This is a genomic window from Mycolicibacterium neworleansense (assembly GCF_001245615.1).
In the GTDB taxonomy this organism is placed as follows: domain Bacteria; phylum Actinomycetota; class Actinomycetes; order Mycobacteriales; family Mycobacteriaceae; genus Mycobacterium; species Mycobacterium neworleansense.
In genome coordinates, this window is the sequence record NZ_CWKH01000002.1 from 1,321,101 (window position 1) to 1,340,977 (window position 19,877).

The window sequence follows — 19,877 nt, forward strand, 5'->3', positions numbered from 1 at the left end:
GCTGGGGCCGACTTAAGAGCGACTTGTATCCGGCTTGTCGCGGCCACAGTAGGGTTGCAGCCATGATCGATATCGACCTCGGCGAAGTGCGTAACTGGTTCGGCTTCGGCGTCGCCGGTAACTTCGCCGGTCACCTCGAACAAGCAGGGGAGGCCGGGGATTTCGTCAAGGTGGTGACCGAAGGGTATGCACCCAAAGGTATCTTCCCGTGGTATGCGCCCGGGCGCGAGGACTTTCTGGGCGAGTTCCCGCTGTCCACCGATGCCATCCTGTTGCCCGAGCCCGGTGAGGTGGACGGTCCACTGAACCTGCAGATCGAACCCGAGGTCGGGGTGGCCTGCCACGTGGTGTGGAACGGCGACACCGTGGTGCGGCTGGAGCCGTTCGCCCTTGGCGCCTTCAACGACTGCTCGATCCGCCGGCCCGGCGCACCGAAGATCAGCTACAAGAAGAACTGGGGTCCGGCCTCCAAAGGGGTTGCGCCGCAATTCTTCGAGATCAGTGACCTCACCCCCGACGGCCCGACCGCGAATATGCGGCTCGTCTGCTACCTGAGCGAGAACGACGGTGAGCAGCACGCCTACGGGGTGGATTCACCGCTGGTCGGCTACTCGTACTACGGCGAGGTGCTGCTGGACTGGATCGTCGAACGGCTGGCCAACCAGAAGGGTTCGGCCGATACCCCGTTGGAGGATGTCGGCGCCTTGATGGTGGCCAGCGGCCATCCCGAGAACGTGTTGATCGGCATCGGCGCCACCCGCTACACGCCGCTGGGTGAGTCGACCTATCTCAAGCCGGGGGACGAGGCGATCGTCCGGGTATACGACAGCGCCTCCAGCGCGGCTTCCGAACTGCGGCAGGTGGTCTCGGCCCGTTAGCGGCCGAGCAGCTCGTCGAGGCTGGCGACGAACTCGTCGGGGCGGGCCGGGGTGAACGCCGGCCTGGGGTAGGTGCCCGGCACGTCGAGGGTGATCAGCGTCGACCGCAGCGGCCGGTGCACATCCAGCGGCAGCCAGCGGCGCAGGTCGGTGCTGCCCCACAGCCGGAAGCGCTGCATCCACAGCCCGAGTGACTCGGCCTTGTAGGAGCGGATGTCCCGCAGCGGGATCACCTTGGATGTTCCCGACGGGAAGTGGTAGCGCCGCAACGTGATCGCCTCGCGATCCAGCTGGATCAGGCCGTCGTCGTAGTACTGGCGCGGGGCGGTCATGACTTGCTGCACCGCAGTTCGTGGCCCTTGGTGGTCAGGCATTTGCCGTTGTCCAGGTTCCACTGCCAGCCGTGCAGGTTGCAGGTGAGGGTGTTGCCCTCCACCACACCGAATTTGGACAGGTCGGCTTTCAGGTGTGGGCATCGGCGCTGGATCTGGTAGCCGTCCAGGGTGATCGACGAGGAATCGTCGTGGGCCTCGGCGAACCAGCCGTCGGCGTAGGCGATGCGTTCATCGGTCAGGCACTTGAAGAAGGTGTACAGGTACTCGTTGTAGCCGCCGACGCGCCAGGCTTTGAACCGGGTGGACAGGAAGATGGTGTTGACCCAGTCCGGCTCGTTGTCGCGCAGCACGGTGCGCACCAGCTCGGGCGGGATGGCGAATCCGTAGCGGAACTTCTCGTCCGCGATAGGTTCGCGCACAAGACGTTTCGGGAAATCCAGGACCACGGTCTCGGTGTGGTCGGGCCCGGACAGGCGCAGTTCCACCGGGTAACCGATACCGTCGCAGATCTGGTCGGTCTGGCTCATGATCGGCTCGAACAACGCCCGCAGCCCGGGCAGCAGGGATTCCCCGGCCGCGGGCGCCCATGACGCCTTCTGCGCGGCCAGCACCGGGGCCATCCGCGCGGCGTACTCTTCGATGTAGGCGGCTTTGCCGGTGGTGAAGATCGTCTCCGGATCCGGCACCGGATGCGTCAGCGAATCCAGTTGCGAGCCGGTGAAATCCGCGGTGCTGCCCGGGATCATCAGCAGGCCGCCGTCATGGCCGTGGCGCCGCATCTGATCGAGGAACACCACCTGGTCGGGGAAGATGTTGGCCGGGTCGCCGTGGTCGTCGTTGAGATCACGCAGCTCGGCATCCAAAAAGCACGGCGGCCCGGCCGACGGGATCACCCACGTCGCACCGACCTGCGCGATGTACTGGCGGCACCGGTCCATCTGGCGCTGGCGCTTTTGGACGCCGAAGGCCTCCTTGGCGCGGGCCGGCATGTCATAGACCATCGGATACCAGATGGCGCCCGAGTACTGCAGCATGTGCACGTCGATCTGACCGAAATCGGTGTGCAGCATGTCCAGATCCACTGGGCGCGCGTCGTTCATGTTGAAGGCGACGGTTTGGCCGTCGTCGATGACCAGGCCCGAATCGCCGATCGGTCCGTCGGCCGGTGCGCGCAGGGCGATGATCATCACGTCCAGCTCGCCCTTGGGGCCGCGCACGGTGTGCTTGACCGAATCGGTGGTCTCGAAGAACCGGTGAAAGCCCAGCGCCTGCAGTTCGCGCTGCAAATCCGGCACCGGGAAGTCGGGCAGTAGCACCACCGCGTCCTTGTTGACGTGGCGGCTCAGGTTCTGCGGGTCGAAGTGATCCTTGTGCAGGTGCGACACGTAGAGGTAGTCGACGTCGCCGAGGGTGTCCCAGTCCAGTCCGCTGTTGTCGGGGAACGGGAACCACGAGGCAAAATAGGCGGGGTTGACCCAGGGGTCGCACAGAATGCTGCCAGCCTTGGTCTCGATCAGGAAGCCGGCATGCCCGACGCTGGTGACCTGCACAAACAGCCTTTCGATGGAGTACTTCGATGCCCGCCCAGCCTAGCCCGAGTTGGGTGACGCGCAGATACGGGCTGGGATTAGGCTGGCTGCGTGGAACCGGTGTACGGGACTGTCATACAAATGGCTCGGCTGGCCTGGCGCCTGCAGGGGCTGAAGTTCACCGTGACCGGGGTGGAGAACCTCCCGGTCACCGGTGGTGCGGTGGTGGCCATCAACCACACCAGCTACTTCGACTTCACCTTCGCCGGCTTGCCTGCCTATCAGCAGAAGCGGGGCCGCAAGGTGCGCTTCATGGCGAAGAAGGAAGTCTTCGACAACAAGGTCACCGGGCCGATCATGCGCAGCCTGCGTCACATCGAGGTGGATCGTGACAGCGGAGCGGCGTCGTTCGAGGCGGCGGTCGACTACCTCAAGGCCGGTGAGCTGGTCGGGGTGTATCCGGAGGCGACCATCAGCCGCAGCTTCGAGATCAAGGACTTCAAGTCCGGTGCGGCGCGGATGGCGATCGAGGCGGGAGTGCCGATCGTGCCGCACATCGTGTGGGGTGCGCAGCGCATCTGGACCAAGGGTCACCCGAAGAACCTGTACCGGCCCAAGGTGCCGATCTCGATCGCCGTCGGTGAGCCGATCCAGCCGACGCTGCCCGCGGCCGAACTGACCGCGCTGCTGCATTCCCGCATGCAGCATCTGCTCGCCCAGGTGCAGGACGCCTACGGGCCGTACCCGCCGGGTGAGTTCTGGGTGCCGCACCGCCTGGGTGGTTCGGCGCCGACGCTGGCCGAGGCCAACCGGATGGACGCCGAGGAGGCCGCCGCCAAGGCGGCAAAGCGAGCCTCGGGGTAAGTCGCGTATGGAACCGGTTTTCCGAAGTTTGGAGATTGCCGCCAGGCTCGCGGTCCGGGCGACCGGGACCCGGATCACCTTCGGCGGGTTGGAGAATCTGCCCGCCACGGGCGGCGCTGTGGTGGCGATCAACCACACCAGTTACGTCGACTTCCTGCCTGCCGGTCTGGCGGCCACCGAGCGTGGGCGGCGGATGCGGTTCATGATCAAGGCGGAGATGGACCAGGTGAAGCCCGTCCATTACCTGATCAAGCACACCGGGACGATCCCGGTGGACCGCACGGCCGGGGCCGGGGCCTACGCCGTGGCGGTGGACGCGTTGCGCCATGGCGAGCTGGTCGGGGTGTACCCGGAGGCGACCATCAGCCGCAGCTTCGAACTCAAGGACTTCAAGACCGGTGCGGCCCGGATGGCGCTGGAGGCCGACGTCCCGATCGTTCCGCTGATCGTCTGGGGCGTGCACCGCATCTGGACCAAGGATCATCCGAGAGCATTGGGGCGCAAGAAAATTCCAGTTTCTGTTCATGTCGGCCAACCGATCGCGCCGAGGGGCACGGTCACCCAGCTCGATGAGGCCCTGCGGGCCGGCATGTCGTCGGTGCTGGCTGAGATCCAGCGGGACTACCCGGCGCCGGCCGGGGCGTACTGGGTGCCGCGCCGGCTGGGCGGTGGTGCGCCGACGCCGCAAGAGGCCAAGCGGCTCGACGAGGCCGAGTTGGCCGAACGCGCGCGCAAGCGGGCCGAGCGCGAAGCGAAGAGCAGCCGGTGAGCGCCGACCGGGCGCCGGGGCTGATCGCCACCGACGTGGACGGAACGCTGCTCGACGAGGACGAGAAGGTCACCCCGCGCACCCGGGCGGCGGTGCAGGCCGCGGTCGAGTCGGGGGCGACGTTCGTCCTGGCCACCGGACGGCCGCCGCGCTGGATCGCACCGGTGGTCGACGGTCTGGGCCTGGCGCCGATGGCAGTGTGCGCCAACGGCGCGGTGATCTACGACCCGGCCACCGACCGGATCATCTCTGCCCACACGCTGTCGACCGACGTGCTGGGCGAGCTCGCCGAGATCGCCACCCGGGTGATCCCGGGCGCCGGGCTGGCCGTCGAACGGGTGGGGCGCTCGGCGCACGACGCGGCGACCCCGCAGTTCGTCAGCTCGCCGGGATACGAGCACGCGTGGCTCAACCCGGACAACACCGAGGTGTCGGTCGAGGATCTGCTCAGTGCCCCCGCGGTCAAGCTGCTCATCCGAAAGGCCGGCGCCCGCAGTGCGGACATGGCCGCCGAACTGCTCAAACACATTGGCTTGCAAGGTGATATCACCTACTCGACCAACAACGGTCTGATCGAGGTGGTACCGCTGGGCATCAGCAAGGCCACCGGTGTCGAGGAGTTGGCCGCCCCGCTGGGGCTGGCCGCCGCCGACATCGTGACGTTCGGTGACATGCCCAACGACATACCGATGCTGAGCTGGGCCGGGCGCGGGGTCGCGATGGGCAACGCCCATCCGGACGCGGTGGACGCCGCCGACGAGGTCACGGTGACCAACACCGAGGACGGGGTGGCCCGCGTGCTGGAACGCTGGTGGTCCTGAACCCGGCCGATGTCAGGTGATCGGGGTGAAGCGCTCCAGCTGGACCGGCTGCTGATCGGGTGAGGGCGGGGGCAGTTCCACCGGGACGCCGTCGACCACGCGGGTGACGGTGCCCTTCTCGCGGTCGAAGTTCAGCGTGCCGTGCTGGAAGTTCTGCACGATCCACTGCGGCTCGGGGATCTCGGAACTGGTCGGCAGGCCCAGGACGCCCCGCTCGAATCCGAGCGATCCCCAGGCGTCGTAGATCGCGCCGGTGACCGGTTCGGCGCCGCTGTCCGGTGACCAGTACACGGCGCCGTGCTCGAAGGTCGCGTAGCGGGCGGTGCCCTCGCCGGTGGTCTCGGGCGAAGTCGGGTTGCCCAGTCGGCCCGCCGGTCCGCCTTCGGCCTGCCAGCGGGCGTAGATCGCGCCACCGCGCATCTGTTCGGCCAGGTCCTCGGGGCCGGGCGGCTGGTTGAACCGGGCGGCGATGTCGCGGATGCGGTCCATCTGGGCGTAGGCCGCGTTGCCGGGGCAGTCGGTGATGCCGACGTCGCGGTGGGTGAAGATCGCCGGCAGGGTGGGGGTGGCGCCGCGCGGGAAGTGGGTGAACGACCCACCGGCCGAGGTGAGTACGACGGTGCCGCGCGGGTTGATGTGGTCGAGGCCGAGTCGCCAGCCCAGCAGCCGGCCGGTGTTGCGCACCTGGATCTCGGTGGGTGGCACGACGTTGAAGTCGCCCATCATCGCCACGCCCCAGGTGTCGATGTTGAAGCCGCCGGTGTGGGAGCCCTCGACCGGCTTGTCCATGCCGCCGGCGCGACCCTCGAACACCTGGCCGTACTTGTCGACCATGGCGTTGTAGGCGATGTCGCACCAGCCCAGTTCACGGGTGTGGTACTCGTAGATCGACCGGACGATGCCTGCCGAATCCTCGGGTGCGTAATCGTTGCTGCCGGCCGTGTGGTGCACGATGCCGGCCCGGATTCCCTTGTCGTACACGGTGTTTCCGCAGCGCATCGACTCGTTGGCGCCCCACTGTGCCCGGTTGATGATGGTCGGCGGTTGACCGGGGTTGATGGCGGCGACCGGTAGCGGTCCGACGTCGACGGGGGCCTTGGGCGGGGTGATCAGCACTGCCGTGACGTTCTGGCCGATGGGCGCCTCGACGTTGGCCGGTACGTAGCCGAGCGCGGGCTTGGCCTGGGGAGCTCTCCCGGGCGGGGGCCCAGCCGGCTGTGCGCGGGTGACCGCGATCTGCACCGTGGTGGTGCGCCCGACGAACACCGGTTCGGTGCCGCGTGGGCCGGGGGTGTCGGCGCCGACGCCGTCGAGGTTCTCGGCCTGGTACCACGGGCCCCAGCTGCCGTCGTCCTTGCGGGCCCGCACCCGGGCGGAAGTGCCGCGCAGGTCCGGCGAGGTGAGCGCGACCATCGAGAACGGGGTGTCCTGATGGATCTCGCGGATGCTCTCCCCGACGGCGAGGTTGTCGAGTGGTTGCTGTGTGAGCTGTGGTGCAGCGCTGGATGGGTCGATTTGTTCGCTGGAATCGGTTCCGGAGATCGCCCACGGCACGATCACGACCGTCGCCGCAAGTGCGGTGAAGAGAATCGACGGCGCGGAGCGGCGGGACTGCACGGACTGATGTTACGTATGAGTCTGGTGTTACCAATGATTCGACACGGTCGGCGGGTCGTGTTTCCGACACAACGGCACCGCAGAGCCGGATGGCTTCTGCGGTGCCGTTCTTCTAACCGGGCCTTGTATCTAGGGGGTCGGCGGTGCGGGGACCGGAGCCGGCGGCGCGGGCACCGGCGGCTTCATCGCCGAGGTGATCGCCGGCATGACCATGCCCTTGAGCAGGTCGATGGCCTGGCCGGCGCCGAGCTGGTTGGCCGCGCTGGTCAGGTCTCCGAAGAGGCCGCCGCCACCGGTGCTGGTGGCGGGCATCGCGGCCAGCGACGGATCGGCGCCCAGCAGCGGGTAGGTGCCCGCACTCGGATCCAGGCCGATGGGAGCCGAGATCGGCACCTCACCCGGGGCGGGCAGCCCGCCCGAAAGTGACGGGTCAAGGCCCACTGGCGAGGTGGTCAGGCCGGTACCGCCCAGCGACGTCGGCGAGGTGGTCAGCCCGCCCGGCGCGCCGACCGGGGTGAGGGCCGGGTTGGTGAGCGATCCGGCCGGGTTGGTGAGTGAACCCGTGGCCGGCGGGGTGAGCGCCGGGTTGGTCAGCCCGCCGGTCGCCGGCGTCAGTGCCGGATCGGTGAGCGACCCGGTTGCCGACGGCAGGGTGCCCGCGGCGCCAGGCAGGCCGGTGGGGCTGGTCAGCGTCGGGTCCGCCCCCGGCAGTCCGGTCGCGGTCAGTCCCTGGTCGGGCAGCCCGGTGCCGGTCAGGCCCGGAGCGGTCAGGCCCGGCGAGGCCAGGCCGGGTGAGGTCAGGGTCGGCGAGCCCAGGGTCGGCGTCGGCGACGAGCCGGTCAGCAGGCTGTTCGGCATCGGCGGCAGGTTGATGCCGAACTGGGACAGGCCCTGTGACAGGGCGGACATCAGTTCACCGGGGAGGTCCGTGACCAGGGCGGCCTGGGTGAACTCGCGCTCCTGGGGCGCGGGGGAAAGCTGCGACATGGCAACTAGTGCGACTGGACTTGCGACGGCCACTGCGGCGACTGCGCTCATGGCTGTCGAGAGCTTGCGTCGACGGCGGTTCGGCACGGAAGTCTCCTCAATATGTTTGCAGCCAAGGGCTGCACTTCGGATTGCAGTTGGGGTGCTCTCCTCTTGCTTCATCGGTATTCCGGACCAGGTGCGGTGAAGCCCATGAGTACCAACGAGATCGATGTTAAGGCTGTGACTCGTGGGTCTGGAGTGACGATATTGAATCGTGAGCGAATTGCGACCTGGGCCCTTTGTCGAATTCGGGGCAGCGGGGCGCGGTCGGATACCCTGGCTGCCGATGACGTCCTTATCTCCCCGGGTCGCTACAGACCAGTCCAGCGGACATTTCGACTTATTCGTCGTCGGTTCCGGTTTCTTCGGTCTGACGATCGCTGAGCGCGTGGCGACGCAACTGGGCAAGCGTGTCCTTGTTATAGAACGCCGCCCGCATATCGGCGGCAATGCCTACTCGGAAGCCGAACCGCAGACCGGTATCGAGGTCCACAAGTACGGCGCACACCTGTTCCACACCTCCAACCAGCGGGTGTGGGACTACGTGCGGCAGTTCACCGACTTCACCGGCTATCAGCACCGGGTCTTCGCGATGCACAACGGCCAGGCCTACCAGTTCCCGATGGGCCTCGGCCTGGTCTCGCAGTTCTTCGGTCGTTACTTCACCCCGGACGAGGCCCGCGCCCTGATCGCCGATCAGGCCAGCGAGATCGCCGGGCACGAGGCGGCCAACTTCGAGGAGAAGGCCATCTCGCTGATCGGGCGCCCGCTCTACGAGGCGTTCGTCAAGGCCTACACCGCCAAGCAGTGGCAGACCGACCCGAAGGAACTGCCCGCCGCCAACATCACGCGGCTGCCGGTGCGCTACACGTTCGACAATCGCTACTTCAACGACAAGTACGAGGGCCTTCCGGTCGACGGGTACACCGCCTGGCTGGAGAACATGGCCGCCGACGACCGCATCGAGGTGCGGTTGGACACCGACTGGTTCGACGTCCGTGACGACCTGCGCGCGGCCAACCCGGACGCCCCGGTGGTCTACACCGGCCCGCTCGACCGCTACTTCGACTACTCCGAAGGCCGGTTGGGCTGGCGCACATTGGATTTCGAACTCGAGGTGCTCGGAACCGGAGATTTCCAGGGCACCCCGGTGATGAACTACAACGACGCCGACGTGGACTACACCCGGATCCACGAGTTCCGTCATTTCCACCCGGAGCGGGACTACCCGGCCGACAAGACCGTGATCATGCGGGAATACTCGCGGTTCGCCAAAGAGGACGACGAGCCGTACTACCCGATCAACACCGAATCCGACCGCGCCCTGCTGGCCTCCTACCGGGCCCGCGCCAAGGCCGAGACCGCCACGGCAAAGGTGCTTTTCGGCGGCCGGTTGGGCACCTACCAGTACCTCGACATGCACATGGCCATCGCCAGCGCACTGAACATGTACGACAACACCCTGGCACCGCACCTGTCCGACGGTGCGCCGCTGGCTACCGAAGAGGAAAGCAGCAAAGCATGAGTGACATCCCATCCGGCGCACTCGACGCCGGGGAATCGCGGGCCGTCAGTCTGCTGGCCCGCGTCATCCTGCCGCGACCGGGCGAGCCGCTGGACGTCCGCAAGCTCTACCTCATCGAAGACTCGACCAATGCCCGCCGGGCACATGCGCCGACCCGCACGACCCTGGAGATCGGCACCGAGTCCGGGATTTCGTTCGCGACCTACTTCAACGCGTTCCCGGCCAGCTACTGGCGCCGGTGGTCGACCCTGCAGTCGGTGGTCCTGCGAGTCGAGCTGACCGGCACGGCCCGCGTCGACGTCTACCGCTCCAAGGCCACGGGTGCCCGCATCACCGTCGGCGGCGCCCCCGTCTCCAGCGGGGACTCGTCCGAGCCTGCCGTGGTCGAATTCGAGATCGACCTGGCGCCGTTCGAGGACGGCGGCTGGATCTGGTTCGACATCACCTCCGACACCGCGGTACGGGTGCACAGCGCCGGCTGGTACGCCCCGACACCCGCGCCCGGCCGGGCCAACGTCGCCGTCGGTATCCCTACCTTCAACCGCCCCTCGGACTGTGTGAACGCCCTGGCCGCGCTGACCTCGGATCCGTTGGTGGACGAGGTGATCAGTGCGGTCATCGTGTCCGACCAGGGCACCAGCAAGGCCAAGGACCATCCCGGCTTCGAGGCCGCCGCGGCGGGATTGGGTGACCGCCTCTCCATTCACAACCAGCCCAACCTCGGCGGGTCCGGTGGTTACAGCCGGGTGATGTACGAGGCCCTGAAGAACACCGACTGTGAGCAGATCCTGTTCATGGACGACGACATCCGCATCGAGCCCGATTCGATCCTGCGGGCCCTGGCCATGAACCGGTTCGCCAAGGAGCCGATGCTGGTCGGCGGCCAGATGCTCAACCTGCAGGAGCCGTCACACCTGCACATCATGGGCGAGATGGTGGACCGCACCAACTTCATGTGGTCGGCGGCGCCAAACGCCGAATACGACCACGACTTCTCCAAGCACGCGCTCGACGACACCGACTCGAACCGGAGCAAGCTGCTGCACCGCCGGATCGACGTGGACTTCAACGGCTGGTGGATGTGCATGATCCCGCGGCAGGTGGCCGAGGAACTCGGCCAGCCGCTGCCGTTGTTCATCAAGTGGGACGACGTCGAATACGGCCTGCGCGCGGCCGAGCACGGGTACCGCACGGTCACCCTGCCCGGTGCCGCGATCTGGCACATGGCCTGGAGCGACAAGGACGACGCGATCGACTGGCAGGCCTACTTCCACCTGCGTAACCGGTTGGTGGTCTCCGCTCTGCACTGGGACGGCGACGCCCGCGGGCTGCTGGCCAGCCATCTCAAGGCGACGTTCAAACACCTTCTGTGCCTTGAGTATTCGACGGTCGCCATCCAGAACCGGGCCATGGAGGACTTTCTGGCCGGACCGGAGCACATCTTCTCGATCCTGGAATCGGCGCTGCCCGACATCCGCGCGATGCGCCAGCAGTTCCCCGATGCCGTCGTACTGCCCGGTGCCACCGAACTGCCGGCGGCCTCGGACCTCAAGCGCAAGAAGATCGGCATCCCGGTGTCCAAGCCGGCCATCCTGGTGAACCTGGCCCGCGGCGTCGTCCACCAGCTGCGCCAGCACGATCCGGAGACCCATGTCCGGCCGCAGATCAATGTGGCCACCCAGGATGCCCGCTGGTTCTCGCTGTGCCGGGTCGACGGGGTCACCGTCACCACCGCCGACGGACGCGGGGTGGTGTACCGGCAGCGGGACCGCGCCAAGATGTTCGCGTTGCTGCGTGCCTCGCTGCGCCAGCAGTTGCGCGTGGTCCGTCAGTTCGACCGGATGCGCAAGGTCTATCGTGAGGCGCTGCCGGTGCTGACCAGCACCCAGAAGTGGGAGACGGTGTTGCTGACAGAGTCGGCGGAGAAAAACTGACATGACCGATGCCCCGCGCGGCGAGGACGCCGTGTTGGTCGCCGTGCAGTCTGCCCTGGCCACCCGGCCGGGCGTGCTGAGCGGCGCGCGTGCGCTGTCGCACTTCGGTGAGCACAGTCTGGGTTGGCTCGCGCTCGCGGCCGCCGGTGCACTGGCCCAGCCGGCCAAGCGCAAGTCATGGTTGGCGGTGGGCGCCGGGGCGTTCTCGGCCCATGCCGCGGCCGTCCTGATCAAGCGCGTGGTGCGCCGTGAGCGGCCGCATCACCCCGATATCGCCGTGAACGTCGGCACACCGAGCCGGCTGAGTTTCCCGTCGGCACATGCCACCTCGACCGCCGCGGCCGCCGTGCTGCTGGCGCGGACGACGGGTCTGCCGCTGCGTGCCGCGCTGGTGGTGCCGATGGCGCTGTCGCGCCTGGTATTGGGCGTGCACTATCCCACCGACGTACTCACCGGCGTGGCTGTCGGGACACTCGTGGGTTCTGTGGTCGGAAAAACTGCCGGTGTCGGGCCGAAGGAGACTGTGGCCAAATGAGTGAGGAAGCGCAGCCGGAGGCCGGTCCGCCCAAGAATCTGGCGACCGGCCTGATCAAGGCGGTCCGTCCGCGCCAGTGGATCAAGAACCTGCTCGTGCTGGCCGCACCGCTGGCTGCCGTCGGCAGCGGTATCGAGTACAACTACGCCGACCTCGCCTACAAGGTGTCGATCGCGTTCGTGGTGTTCTGTCTGGCCGCGTCGTCGATCTACCTGATCAACGACGCGCGCGACGTCGAGGCCGACCGGGCCCACCCGACGAAGCGGTTCCGGCCCATCGCCGCAGGCGTCGTCCCGGAGTCGCTGGCCTATGTGCTGGCCGTCGTGCTCGCGCTGGCCTCGCTGATCATCTCGTGGTTGCTCACCCCGAATCTGGCCTTGGTGATGGCGGTGTACATCGCCGTCCAGCTGGCGTACTGCTTCGGGCTCAAGCACCAGGCGGTGCTGGACATCTGCATCGTGTCCTCGGGCTTCCTGCTCCGCGCGATCGCCGGCGGTGTGGCCGCCGACATCCCGCTGTCACAGTGGTTCCTGCTGGTGATGGCCTTCGGCTCACTGTTCATGGCCGCCGGAAAGCGGTTCGCCGAGCTGCAATTGGCCGAGCGCACCGGAGCCAAGATCCGTAAGTCGCTTGAGCGCTACACGAGCAGCTACCTGCGTTTCGTATGGACGTTGTCGGCCACCGCCGTGGTGATCTGCTACGGCCTGTGGGCATTCGGGCGCGACAGCGCCAACGACGCCCTTGGCCTCGACGGCCAGGACGCCTCGTGGTACGCGATCACGATGGTGCCCTGGACGATCGCGATCCTGCGCTATGCGGTTGACATCGATGGTGGCATCGCCGGTGAGCCAGAGGAGATCGCTCTGAAAGACCGAGTTCTGCAGATCCTGTTCCTGGCGTGGATCGGAACCATCGGTGCAGCTATCTACTTCAGCTGACCGAATCACGCTGCGCCGCCTGGCTGGCGGCGTGGGTGACCGGTTGGCGGCGCGCTGGCCGGTGTTTCCGTACGACGCCACGGTGCGGATCAGCCTGTGGGTGAGCGTGGTCGTGGTGGCCGGGCTGTTCGGCTGGGGTGCCTGGCAGCGCCGCTGGATCGCCGACGACGGCCTGATCGTGCTGCGCACGGTGCGGAACCTGTTGGCGGGCAACGGCCCGGTCTTCAACGCGGGTGAGCGCATCGAGGCCAACACCTCCACCGCGTGGACCTACCTGGTGACGCTGGGTGCCTGGCTCGGCGGCTCGGTCCGGATGGAGTACGTGGTGCTGGCGCTCGCGCTGGGCCTCAGCGTGCTCGGCGTGGTCCTGGCGATGCTCGGCACCGGTCGGCTGTACGCCCCGAGCCTTCAGGGTCGCCGGGCCCTGCTGCTGCCCGCAGGCGCACTGGTCTACATCGCGGTGCCGCCGGCCCGTGACTTCGCCACCTCCGGACTCGAAAACGGTTTGGTGCTGGCCTATTTGGGTCTGCTGTGGTGGATGATGGTGTGCTGGTCGCAGGCCCTGCGCGCGGCTCCCGCCGCCGGTCGCGGGACGTCAAGGGATGCGCCGAACCCGGTGTCGGGCCGGTTCTTCGAGGGTGCGCTGGCCGCTGTGGCCGGTCTGAGCGTGCTGATCCGCCCCGAGCTGGCTTTGATCGGTGTCGGCGCCCTGGTGATGATGCTGATCGCGGCGCGAGGCTGGCGCCGCCGCCTGCTGATCGTGGTGGCCGGTGGGCTGCTGCCCGTCGCCTACCAGATCTTCCGGATGGGTTACTACGGACTGCTGGTGCCGGGCACCGCGGTGGCCAAGGACGCCTCGGGATCCAAGTGGTCCCAGGGCCTGACCTACCTCTCCAACTTCAACCAGCCGTACCTGCTGTGGGTGCCGGTGATGCTGCTGGCCGCGCTCGGTGCGGTTCTGCTGACCACAAGGACGCGGCCGTGGTGGGTGCGCCATCAGGTGCCCCGTGGCTACGGCTGGCTGGCCCGGACCGTCCAAAGTCCGGCTGCCGTAGTGCTTTTCATGTTCGCCAGCGGGTTGCTGCAGGCGATCTACTGGGTCCGGCAGGGCGGTGACTTCATGCACGGCCGGGTGTTGCTGACCCCGCTGTTCTGCCTGCTGATGCCCGTCGCGGTGATCCCCGTCGTGCTGCCGGACGGCACCAAGTTCACCCGAGAAACGGGTTACCTGCTGGCCGCGGCCACCAGCGTGCTGTGGGCCGCGGTGGTGGGCTGGTCGATCTGGGCCGCCAACTCGTCAGGCCTGGGTGCCGACGGGACCCGGGTCACCTACACGGGCATCGTCGACGAGCGCCGGTTCTACTCGCAGGCCACCGGCCACGCGCACCCGTTGACCGCCGCCGATTACCTGGACTACCCGCGCATGCGGGCGGTGCTGACCGCGATCAACAACACCCCCGACGGAGCACTGCTGTTGCCGTCGGGCAACTACGACCAATGGGACGTCGTCCCCGCCTATCCGCCGCCGCCCGATCTGTCCCCGGCCGAGCGGCGGGCGCTGAAGACGCCGCACACCGTGTTCTTCACCAACATGGGCATGCTCGGTATGAACGTGGGACTCGACGTGCGGGTCATCGATCAGATCGGACTGACGAATCCGCTGGCGATGCACACCGAGCGGCTGACCGACGGGCGTATCGGCCACGACAAGAACCTGTTCCCGGACTGGGCGGTGGCCGAGGGGCCGTTCCTCAAGACCCGCCCCTGGATCCCGCCCTACCTCGACGAGGAGTGGATCGCCCAGGCCGAGGCCGCACTGGCCTGCCCGGCAACCGAATCGATGCTCAATTCGGTGCGCGGGGAGATGACCCCGCGGCGGTTCCTGTCCAACCTGATGCACGCGTACGAATTCACCAAGTACCGGATCGACCGGGTGCCGCTCTATGAGCTCAAGCGGTGCGGTCTTCCGGTGCCGGAGCCCAAGAACCCGCCCTATACCGGGATGCCCGCGACCGGTCCGTAACGCTCGGGGCGCCGGCGTCGATACCCAGACGAGCCTGCGTGATCGATCTTGAACGGACGGTACGAAGAAACCGATGCTGACCTCTGGTGTCTCCGGCATGCGCCGATGGGGCCGGCGCCTGCTGACGGCCACGGCCGCGATCGCGATGTGGCATGCTCTCGGGGCGATCGCCGCCGCGCCGCCCGCCGGGGCGTTCTCCCGCGAGGGCCTGCCCGTCGAGTACCTCGACGTGTATTCGCCGTCGATGGGCCGCAGTATCCGCGTGCAGTTCCAAGGTCCGGCAACCGAGCCCGGCGGGCCCAGCAAGGCCGTCTATCTGCTCGACGGCATGCGCGCCCAGGATGACTTCAGCGGCTGGGACATCAACACCCCGGCCTTCGAGTGGTTCTACGGTTCCGGGATCTCCACGGTGATGCCGGTCGGCGGGCAGTCCAGCTTCTACAGCGACTGGTATTCGCCGTCGAGTCTGAACAAGCAGACCTATACCTATAAATGGGAGACGTTCCTCACACAGGAGCTACCGGCCTACCTGGCCGCCAACAAGCAGGTCTCCACGTCCGGCAATGCCGTGGTCGGTCTGTCCATGTCGGGCAGCGCCGCGCTGATCCTGTCGGCCTACCACCCAGGTCAGTTCAGGTACGCCGCGTCGTTGTCAGGATTCCTCAACCCGTCGTCTCTGGTCATGCAGCAGGCGATCCGGGTGGCCATGATCGACGCCGGGCGCTACAACGTCGACAACATGTGGGGTCTGCCCTGGGACGGGGCCTGGAAGCGCAACGACCCGGTCAAACAGGTGGCGAAGATCGTGGCAAACGGCACCCGGCTGTGGGTGTACTGCGCGCCCGGCGGCGCCACCGACCTCGACCAGGGCTCCGACCCGAATCTCGCGATGAGCGCCAGCAGCCTGGAGACGCTGGCGATCAAGAGCAACAAGGACTTTCAGGATGCCTATGCGAAAGCGGGCGGCGGCAATGCGAGCTTCCACTTCCCGGCGGCGGGTAACCATGCCTGGCCGTATTGGGCGGCTCAGTTGCAGGCCCTGAAACCAGACCTGATCGCGACCATCAACGGCTGAGGGGCGACCAGGGACGACAACTGCTGCAGAGAAGCACCACGCGTTCGTGTGGTTGACTACACGGGCACGTGAGCCGCTTACGTCGGTGTGAATCGATGTGCGGAATACGAAGATGAGATCAGATAAGGGAGCGGTATGAAGTTCGTTGGGAAGATGCGCGGCGCAGCGGCAGGCCTGTCGCGCCGGCTGACGGTTGCGGTCGCCGCTGCGGCCGTACTGCCTGGCCTGGTTGGCGTCGTCGGCGGCTCGGCGACCGCAGGAGCCTGGTCTCGACCTGGCCTGCCGGTCGAGTATCTCGACGTTCCGTCGGCAGCGATGGGACGCAATATCCGGGTTGAGTTCCAGAGTGGTGGGCCGGGTGCACCCGCGCTGTACCTGCTCGACGGCATGCGCGCCCGTGAGGACAACAACGGTTGGGACATCGAACTGCCGACGTTCGAGTGGTTCCTGAACTCGGGCATCTCTGTTGTGATGCCGGTCGGTGGCCAGTCCAGCTTCTACACCGACTGGTACAAGCCGGCGTGTGGCACCAAGGACGGCGGCTGCAAGACCTACAAGTGGGAGACCTTCCTGACGCAGGAGCTGCCGCAGTGGCTGGCAGCCAACCGCGACGTGAAGGCGACCGGCAGCGCCGTGGTCGGTCTGTCGATGGCCGGTTCGTCGGCGCTGATGCTGGCGGCCCGCCACCCGGATCAGTTCATCTACGCCTCCTCGCTGTCGGGCACGTTGAACCCGTCCGAGGGCTGGTGGCCCATGCTGATCGGTGTCTCGATGGGTGACGCCGGTGGCTACAAGGCCGACGACATGTGGGGCAAGACCGGTGACCCGGGCAACGCCTGGAAGGCCAACGACCCGACCGAGAACGTCGCGACGCTGGCGAACAACGGCACCCGGATCTGGGTCTACTGCGGTAACGGCAAGCCGGGCGAGCTGGGTGGCACCGACATCCCCGCCAAGTTCCTCGAGGGCTTCGTCTGCCGCACCAACTCCACGTTCCAGGAGAAGTACATCGCGGCCGGTGGCAAGAACGGCGTGTTCAACTTCCCGCAGAGCGGTACCCACGCCTGGGCCTACTGGGGCCAGCAGCTGCAGGCCATGAAGCCTGACCTGCAGCGGGTCCTGGGCGCCACCCCGACCGCCTGAGCGGACGGCAGGTAGCGATCTAACGCACGACCGGACGACGGCGGCGATCCCCATGGGATCGCCGCCGTCAGCCGTTTCCGGGCCCCGGCTGTGGTTGGGATGTGGTTCACTACAACGCGGGTTACGTGTGCGGGGGCACTTCGAGCGACCGGCAGCAGGAGAGGTTGATGATGAGACGTGCGTTGAGTCTGATGCGGGCGATGCTGCCGGCCCTGTTGGCCCCGGTGCTCGGTGCTGCCCTCTGGGCCGCGTCGGCGACGACGGCCGCGCCCGCCCGGGCCGACGGTGTGGAGTACCTGATGGTCCCGTCGGCGGCGATGGGACGCGACATCCCGGTGGCCTTCCAGGGCGGTGGCCCGCACGCGGTGTTCCTGCTCGACGCGTTCAACGCCGCTCCTGACGTGAGCAACTGGGTCAACGCCGGCCATGCGATGTCGACCCTGGCCGGCCGCGGTATCTCGGTGGCCGCCCCAGCGGGCGGTGCGTGGAGCCTGTACACGAACTGGGAGCAGGACGGCAGCAAGCAGTGGGAGACCTTCCTGTCCGCCGAGCTGCCGGACTGGCTGGCCGCCAACAAGGGTCTGGCCCCGGGCGGGCATGGGATCGTGGGCGCCTCGCAGGGCGGTACCGGCGCGCTGACGCTGGCCGCGTTCCACCCCGACCGGTTCCGCTTCGCCGGATCGTTGTCGGGCTTTTTGACCCCGTCGGCCACGACCCTCAACGGCGCGATCACCGCCGGGCTGGCGCAGTACGGCGGTGTGGACAGCTACGGCATGTGGGGTGCCCCACAACTGGGCCGCTGGAAGTGGCATGACCCCGACGTGCACGTGCAGTTGCTGGCCGACGCCAACACCCGGCTGTGGGTGTACAGCCCGGGCACGCTCACATGCAGCGACCCGGCCGCGATGATCGGTGTCTGCGATCTGGCGCAGGGCAGCAACCGGTCGTTCTACCAGCACTACCGCTCCGTCGGCGGCAGCAACGGGCACTTCGACATGCCCGCCGGAGGCCAGCACGACTGGGGCAGCTGGGCCCCGCAGCTGGCACAGATGTCGGGCGAACTGGTCGCGACCATCAAGTAGACGGCCGGTGCGGCCCGCCGTAATGGCCAGAATCAGCTGCGCCTGGGCACTTTTCACCAGCCGGTACGGTGGAAGCGTGCAGCACTCGGTACGGTCGGCCACCCTGGTGGTAGCGGTGTCGGCTGCGTCGTTGCTCACGGCATGCGATGCGGGCGGCGACATCATGGCGCCGCTGGCTCTGCCCACGTCTCAGGTGAACGGCGCGCAGCCGCAGGCGGTGTCCGCGCAGCCTGTCCCACGTCGCAACGGTGAGCTGGCCATCACGTCGCAGCAGCACACCTACCTCGACGAACTCAAGGCGGCCGGGATCACCCCGTCCAGTGAGCTGCTGGCGCTGTCGATCGGGTCTTATGTGTGCCAGGGCCGTGCCGCCAAGCAGAATGACCAGGCCGTGCGCGATTTCGTCCTGCCGTTGGTGCGCAGCGATGTCCGGGCGGCTCGTTCGGGTCAGGAAAGCCCGACACCCGAAGAGATCGACACCGCCGCCACCGACTACATCCGCACCGCCACAGAACATCTCTGCTAGCGCAGATCACCGCACCGCACGCGAGGAGCCCGAGTAACCCATGGCAAAAAACGCCGGCCGCAGGAAGCGTCACCGCATCCTGGCCTTGATCGCCGCCGCGGCGATGGCACTCGTCGTGGTGCTGGTGGTGACGATCGTGGTGATCGTGATGCGTCGTCCCGAGACCCCGTCGGCCCCGCCGACGGCGCAGCCCCCGGCCGGGGTGCCGGGCCAGCCGACGCCGCGTAAGCCGCGCCCGGAATTCCAGTCGGCCGACTGCCCCGACGTGATGCTCGTTTCGATTCCCGGCACGTGGGAGTCCTCGCCATTGGACGACCCGTTCAACCCGACGCAGTTCCCGCTGTCGCTGATGACCAACGTGAGCCGGCCGATGGCCGAGCAGTTCGGCCGGGACCGTCTCGAGGTCTACACGGTGCCCTACACCGCGCAGTTCCATAACCCGTTCTCCGCCGACAACCAGATGTCCTACAACGACAGTCGCGCCGAGGGTAAGCGCACCGCGGTCAAGGCGATGACGGACATGAACGACCGGTGTCCGCTGACCAGCTACGTGATCGCCGGCTTCTCGCAGGGTGCGGTGATCGGCGGTGACCTGGCCAGCGACATCGGCAACGGCCGCGGCCCGGTCGACGAGGACCTGGTGCTCGGTGTGACGTTGATCGCCGACGGACGCCGTCAGCTCGGCGTCGGGCAGGACATCGGCCCGAACCCGCCCGGCCAGGGCGCCGAGATCACGTTGCACGAGGTGCCGGTGCTGTCCGAGATGGGCCTGACGATGACGGGCCCGCGGCAGGGCGGCTTCGGGGCGCTCAACGAGCGGACCAATCAGATCTGCGGCAAGGGGGATCTGATCTGCTCGGCGCCCGAGGAGGCGTTCTCGATCTTCAACCTGCCCAAGACACTGGAGACACTGACCGGCAGCGCGGCCGGGCCGGTGCACGCCCTGTACAACACCCCGCAGTTCTGGGTGGAGAACGGGGAGACCGCCACGCAGTGGACGCTGAGCTGGGCCAAGAACCTGGTGGAGAACGCGCCTCATCCCAAGCATGGATAAGCGACGCGCCCTCGTGCGCGGCGGATTTGGCCGGGACCGTCACGGTCCCTTAACATTAAGAGAAAAATAAGAGCTTCGTCCGCGCGTGGTTGGTTGACTAGAGCCGTCGGCTGACTCGTAGGCGTGGTCGGCACGCCCGGTACGATCGTCCGGGTTTGGGTACGTACGGCCGCCGAGTGGCTGCGACGCACCGCCAGTGA

At 67.4% G+C, this 19,877-nt stretch carries 18 protein-coding genes; 14 read left to right on the forward strand and 4 right to left on the reverse strand.

What is annotated here, in order from left to right; all coding sequences use genetic code 11:
* The first annotated feature begins 62 nt into the window (after window positions 1-62).
* Window positions 63-878 carry a DUF5718 family protein gene (locus tag BN2156_RS22010; RefSeq protein WP_090517015.1) on the forward strand — a complete coding sequence of 272 codons (816 nt, stop codon included), beginning with the start codon at window positions 63-65 and terminating at the stop codon, window positions 876-878.
* Here BN2156_RS22010 and BN2156_RS22015 read toward each other — a convergent pair.
* Window positions 875-1,210 carry a hypothetical protein gene (locus tag BN2156_RS22015; protein WP_090517016.1) on the reverse strand — a complete coding sequence of 112 codons (336 nt, stop codon included), beginning with the start codon at window positions 1,208-1,210 and terminating at the stop codon, window positions 875-877. The genes BN2156_RS22010 and BN2156_RS22015 overlap by 4 nt on opposite strands.
* Window positions 1,207-2,763 (reverse strand): Rieske 2Fe-2S domain-containing protein, encoded by a 1,557-nt coding sequence (locus BN2156_RS22020; RefSeq protein ID WP_090517017.1) that lies wholly within the window; start codon window positions 2,761-2,763, stop codon window positions 1,207-1,209. Before BN2156_RS22020 ends, BN2156_RS22015 begins: the two co-directional genes overlap by 4 nt.
* A 90-nt stretch (window positions 2,764-2,853) precedes the next feature.
* On the opposite strand from BN2156_RS22020, the gene BN2156_RS22025 reads away from it, so the two are divergent.
* Genes BN2156_RS22025 through BN2156_RS22035 form a run of 3 tightly spaced genes read left to right on the forward strand, consistent with a single transcriptional unit; the run spans window position 2,854 to window position 5,196 of the window.
* Window positions 2,854-3,606: a lysophospholipid acyltransferase family protein gene (locus tag BN2156_RS22025; RefSeq protein ID WP_090517018.1), complete on the forward strand. Its 753-nt coding sequence runs from the start codon at window positions 2,854-2,856 to the stop codon at window positions 3,604-3,606.
* Window positions 3,607-3,613: 7 nt separating this feature from the next.
* Window positions 3,614-4,375: a lysophospholipid acyltransferase family protein gene (locus BN2156_RS22030; protein WP_090517019.1), complete on the forward strand. Its 762-nt coding sequence runs from the start codon at window positions 3,614-3,616 to the stop codon at window positions 4,373-4,375.
* Window positions 4,372-5,196 (forward strand): HAD family hydrolase, encoded by an 825-nt coding sequence (locus BN2156_RS22035; RefSeq protein ID WP_090517020.1) that lies wholly within the window; start codon window positions 4,372-4,374, stop codon window positions 5,194-5,196. Before BN2156_RS22030 ends, BN2156_RS22035 begins: the two co-directional genes overlap by 4 nt.
* A gap of 12 nt (window positions 5,197-5,208) precedes the next feature.
* On the opposite strand, the gene BN2156_RS22040 is transcribed toward BN2156_RS22035, so the two are convergent.
* Both BN2156_RS22040 and BN2156_RS22045 read right to left on the reverse strand, forming a co-directional pair.
* The gene (locus BN2156_RS22040) at window positions 5,209-6,813 is read right to left on the reverse strand and encodes an N-acetylmuramoyl-L-alanine amidase (RefSeq protein WP_090517021.1); all 1,605 of its coding nucleotides are present in this window, start codon (window positions 6,811-6,813) and stop codon (window positions 5,209-5,211) included.
* A gap of 129 nt (window positions 6,814-6,942) precedes the next feature.
* Window positions 6,943-7,887 carry a hypothetical protein gene (locus BN2156_RS22045; protein ID WP_090517022.1) on the reverse strand — a complete coding sequence of 315 codons (945 nt, stop codon included), beginning with the start codon at window positions 7,885-7,887 and terminating at the stop codon, window positions 6,943-6,945.
* A gap of 241 nt (window positions 7,888-8,128) precedes the next feature.
* Here BN2156_RS22045 and glf point away from each other — a divergent pair, with 241 nt between their 5' ends.
* The 10 genes from glf (at window position 8,129) to culp6 (ending at window position 19,677) form a co-directional block, all read left to right on the forward strand.
* The gene (gene glf / locus BN2156_RS22050) at window positions 8,129-9,367 is read left to right on the forward strand and encodes a UDP-galactopyranose mutase (protein ID WP_090517023.1); all 1,239 of its coding nucleotides are present in this window, start codon (window positions 8,129-8,131) and stop codon (window positions 9,365-9,367) included.
* Window positions 9,364-11,301 carry a glycosyltransferase gene (locus BN2156_RS22055; protein ID WP_090517024.1) on the forward strand — a complete coding sequence of 646 codons (1,938 nt, stop codon included), beginning with the start codon at window positions 9,364-9,366 and terminating at the stop codon, window positions 11,299-11,301. The genes glf and BN2156_RS22055 overlap by 4 nt, the downstream gene beginning before the upstream one ends.
* Window position 11,302: 1 nt before the next feature.
* Window positions 11,303-11,836: a phosphatase PAP2 family protein gene (locus BN2156_RS22060; protein ID WP_090517025.1), complete on the forward strand. Its 534-nt coding sequence runs from the start codon at window positions 11,303-11,305 to the stop codon at window positions 11,834-11,836.
* A complete protein-coding gene (locus BN2156_RS22065; RefSeq protein WP_090517026.1) occupies window positions 11,833-12,774 on the forward strand; it encodes a decaprenyl-phosphate phosphoribosyltransferase in 942 nt (313 codons plus the stop codon). The genes BN2156_RS22060 and BN2156_RS22065 overlap by 4 nt, the downstream gene beginning before the upstream one ends.
* Entirely contained in the window at window positions 12,752-14,797 is a 2,046-nt protein-coding gene (gene zomB / locus BN2156_RS22070; protein ID WP_407661737.1) for a terminal beta-(1->2)-arabinofuranosyltransferase, read from the forward strand. The genes BN2156_RS22065 and zomB overlap by 23 nt, the downstream gene beginning before the upstream one ends.
* 97 nt (window positions 14,798-14,894) lie before the next feature.
* The gene (locus BN2156_RS22075; RefSeq protein WP_090517568.1) at window positions 14,895-15,872 is read left to right on the forward strand and encodes an alpha/beta hydrolase; all 978 of its coding nucleotides are present in this window, start codon (window positions 14,895-14,897) and stop codon (window positions 15,870-15,872) included.
* A gap of 135 nt (window positions 15,873-16,007) precedes the next feature.
* Complete coding sequence (locus BN2156_RS22080) at window positions 16,008-17,015, forward strand: esterase family protein (protein ID WP_090517027.1); 1,008 nt, start codon at window positions 16,008-16,010, stop codon at window positions 17,013-17,015.
* A 170-nt stretch (window positions 17,016-17,185) separates the two neighbouring features.
* Entirely contained in the window at window positions 17,186-18,097 is a 912-nt protein-coding gene (locus BN2156_RS22085) for an alpha/beta hydrolase-fold protein (RefSeq protein ID WP_090517028.1), read from the forward strand.
* A gap of 76 nt (window positions 18,098-18,173) precedes the next feature.
* Window positions 18,174-18,623 carry a hypothetical protein gene (locus BN2156_RS22090; protein WP_090517569.1) on the forward strand — a complete coding sequence of 150 codons (450 nt, stop codon included), beginning with the start codon at window positions 18,174-18,176 and terminating at the stop codon, window positions 18,621-18,623.
* A 40-nt stretch (window positions 18,624-18,663) separates the two neighbouring features.
* Window positions 18,664-19,677, forward strand: coding sequence for a carboxylesterase Culp6 (gene culp6 / locus BN2156_RS22095; RefSeq protein WP_090517029.1), 1,014 nt, complete (start codon window positions 18,664-18,666; stop codon window positions 19,675-19,677).
* Window positions 19,678-19,877: the final 200 nt, after the last annotated feature.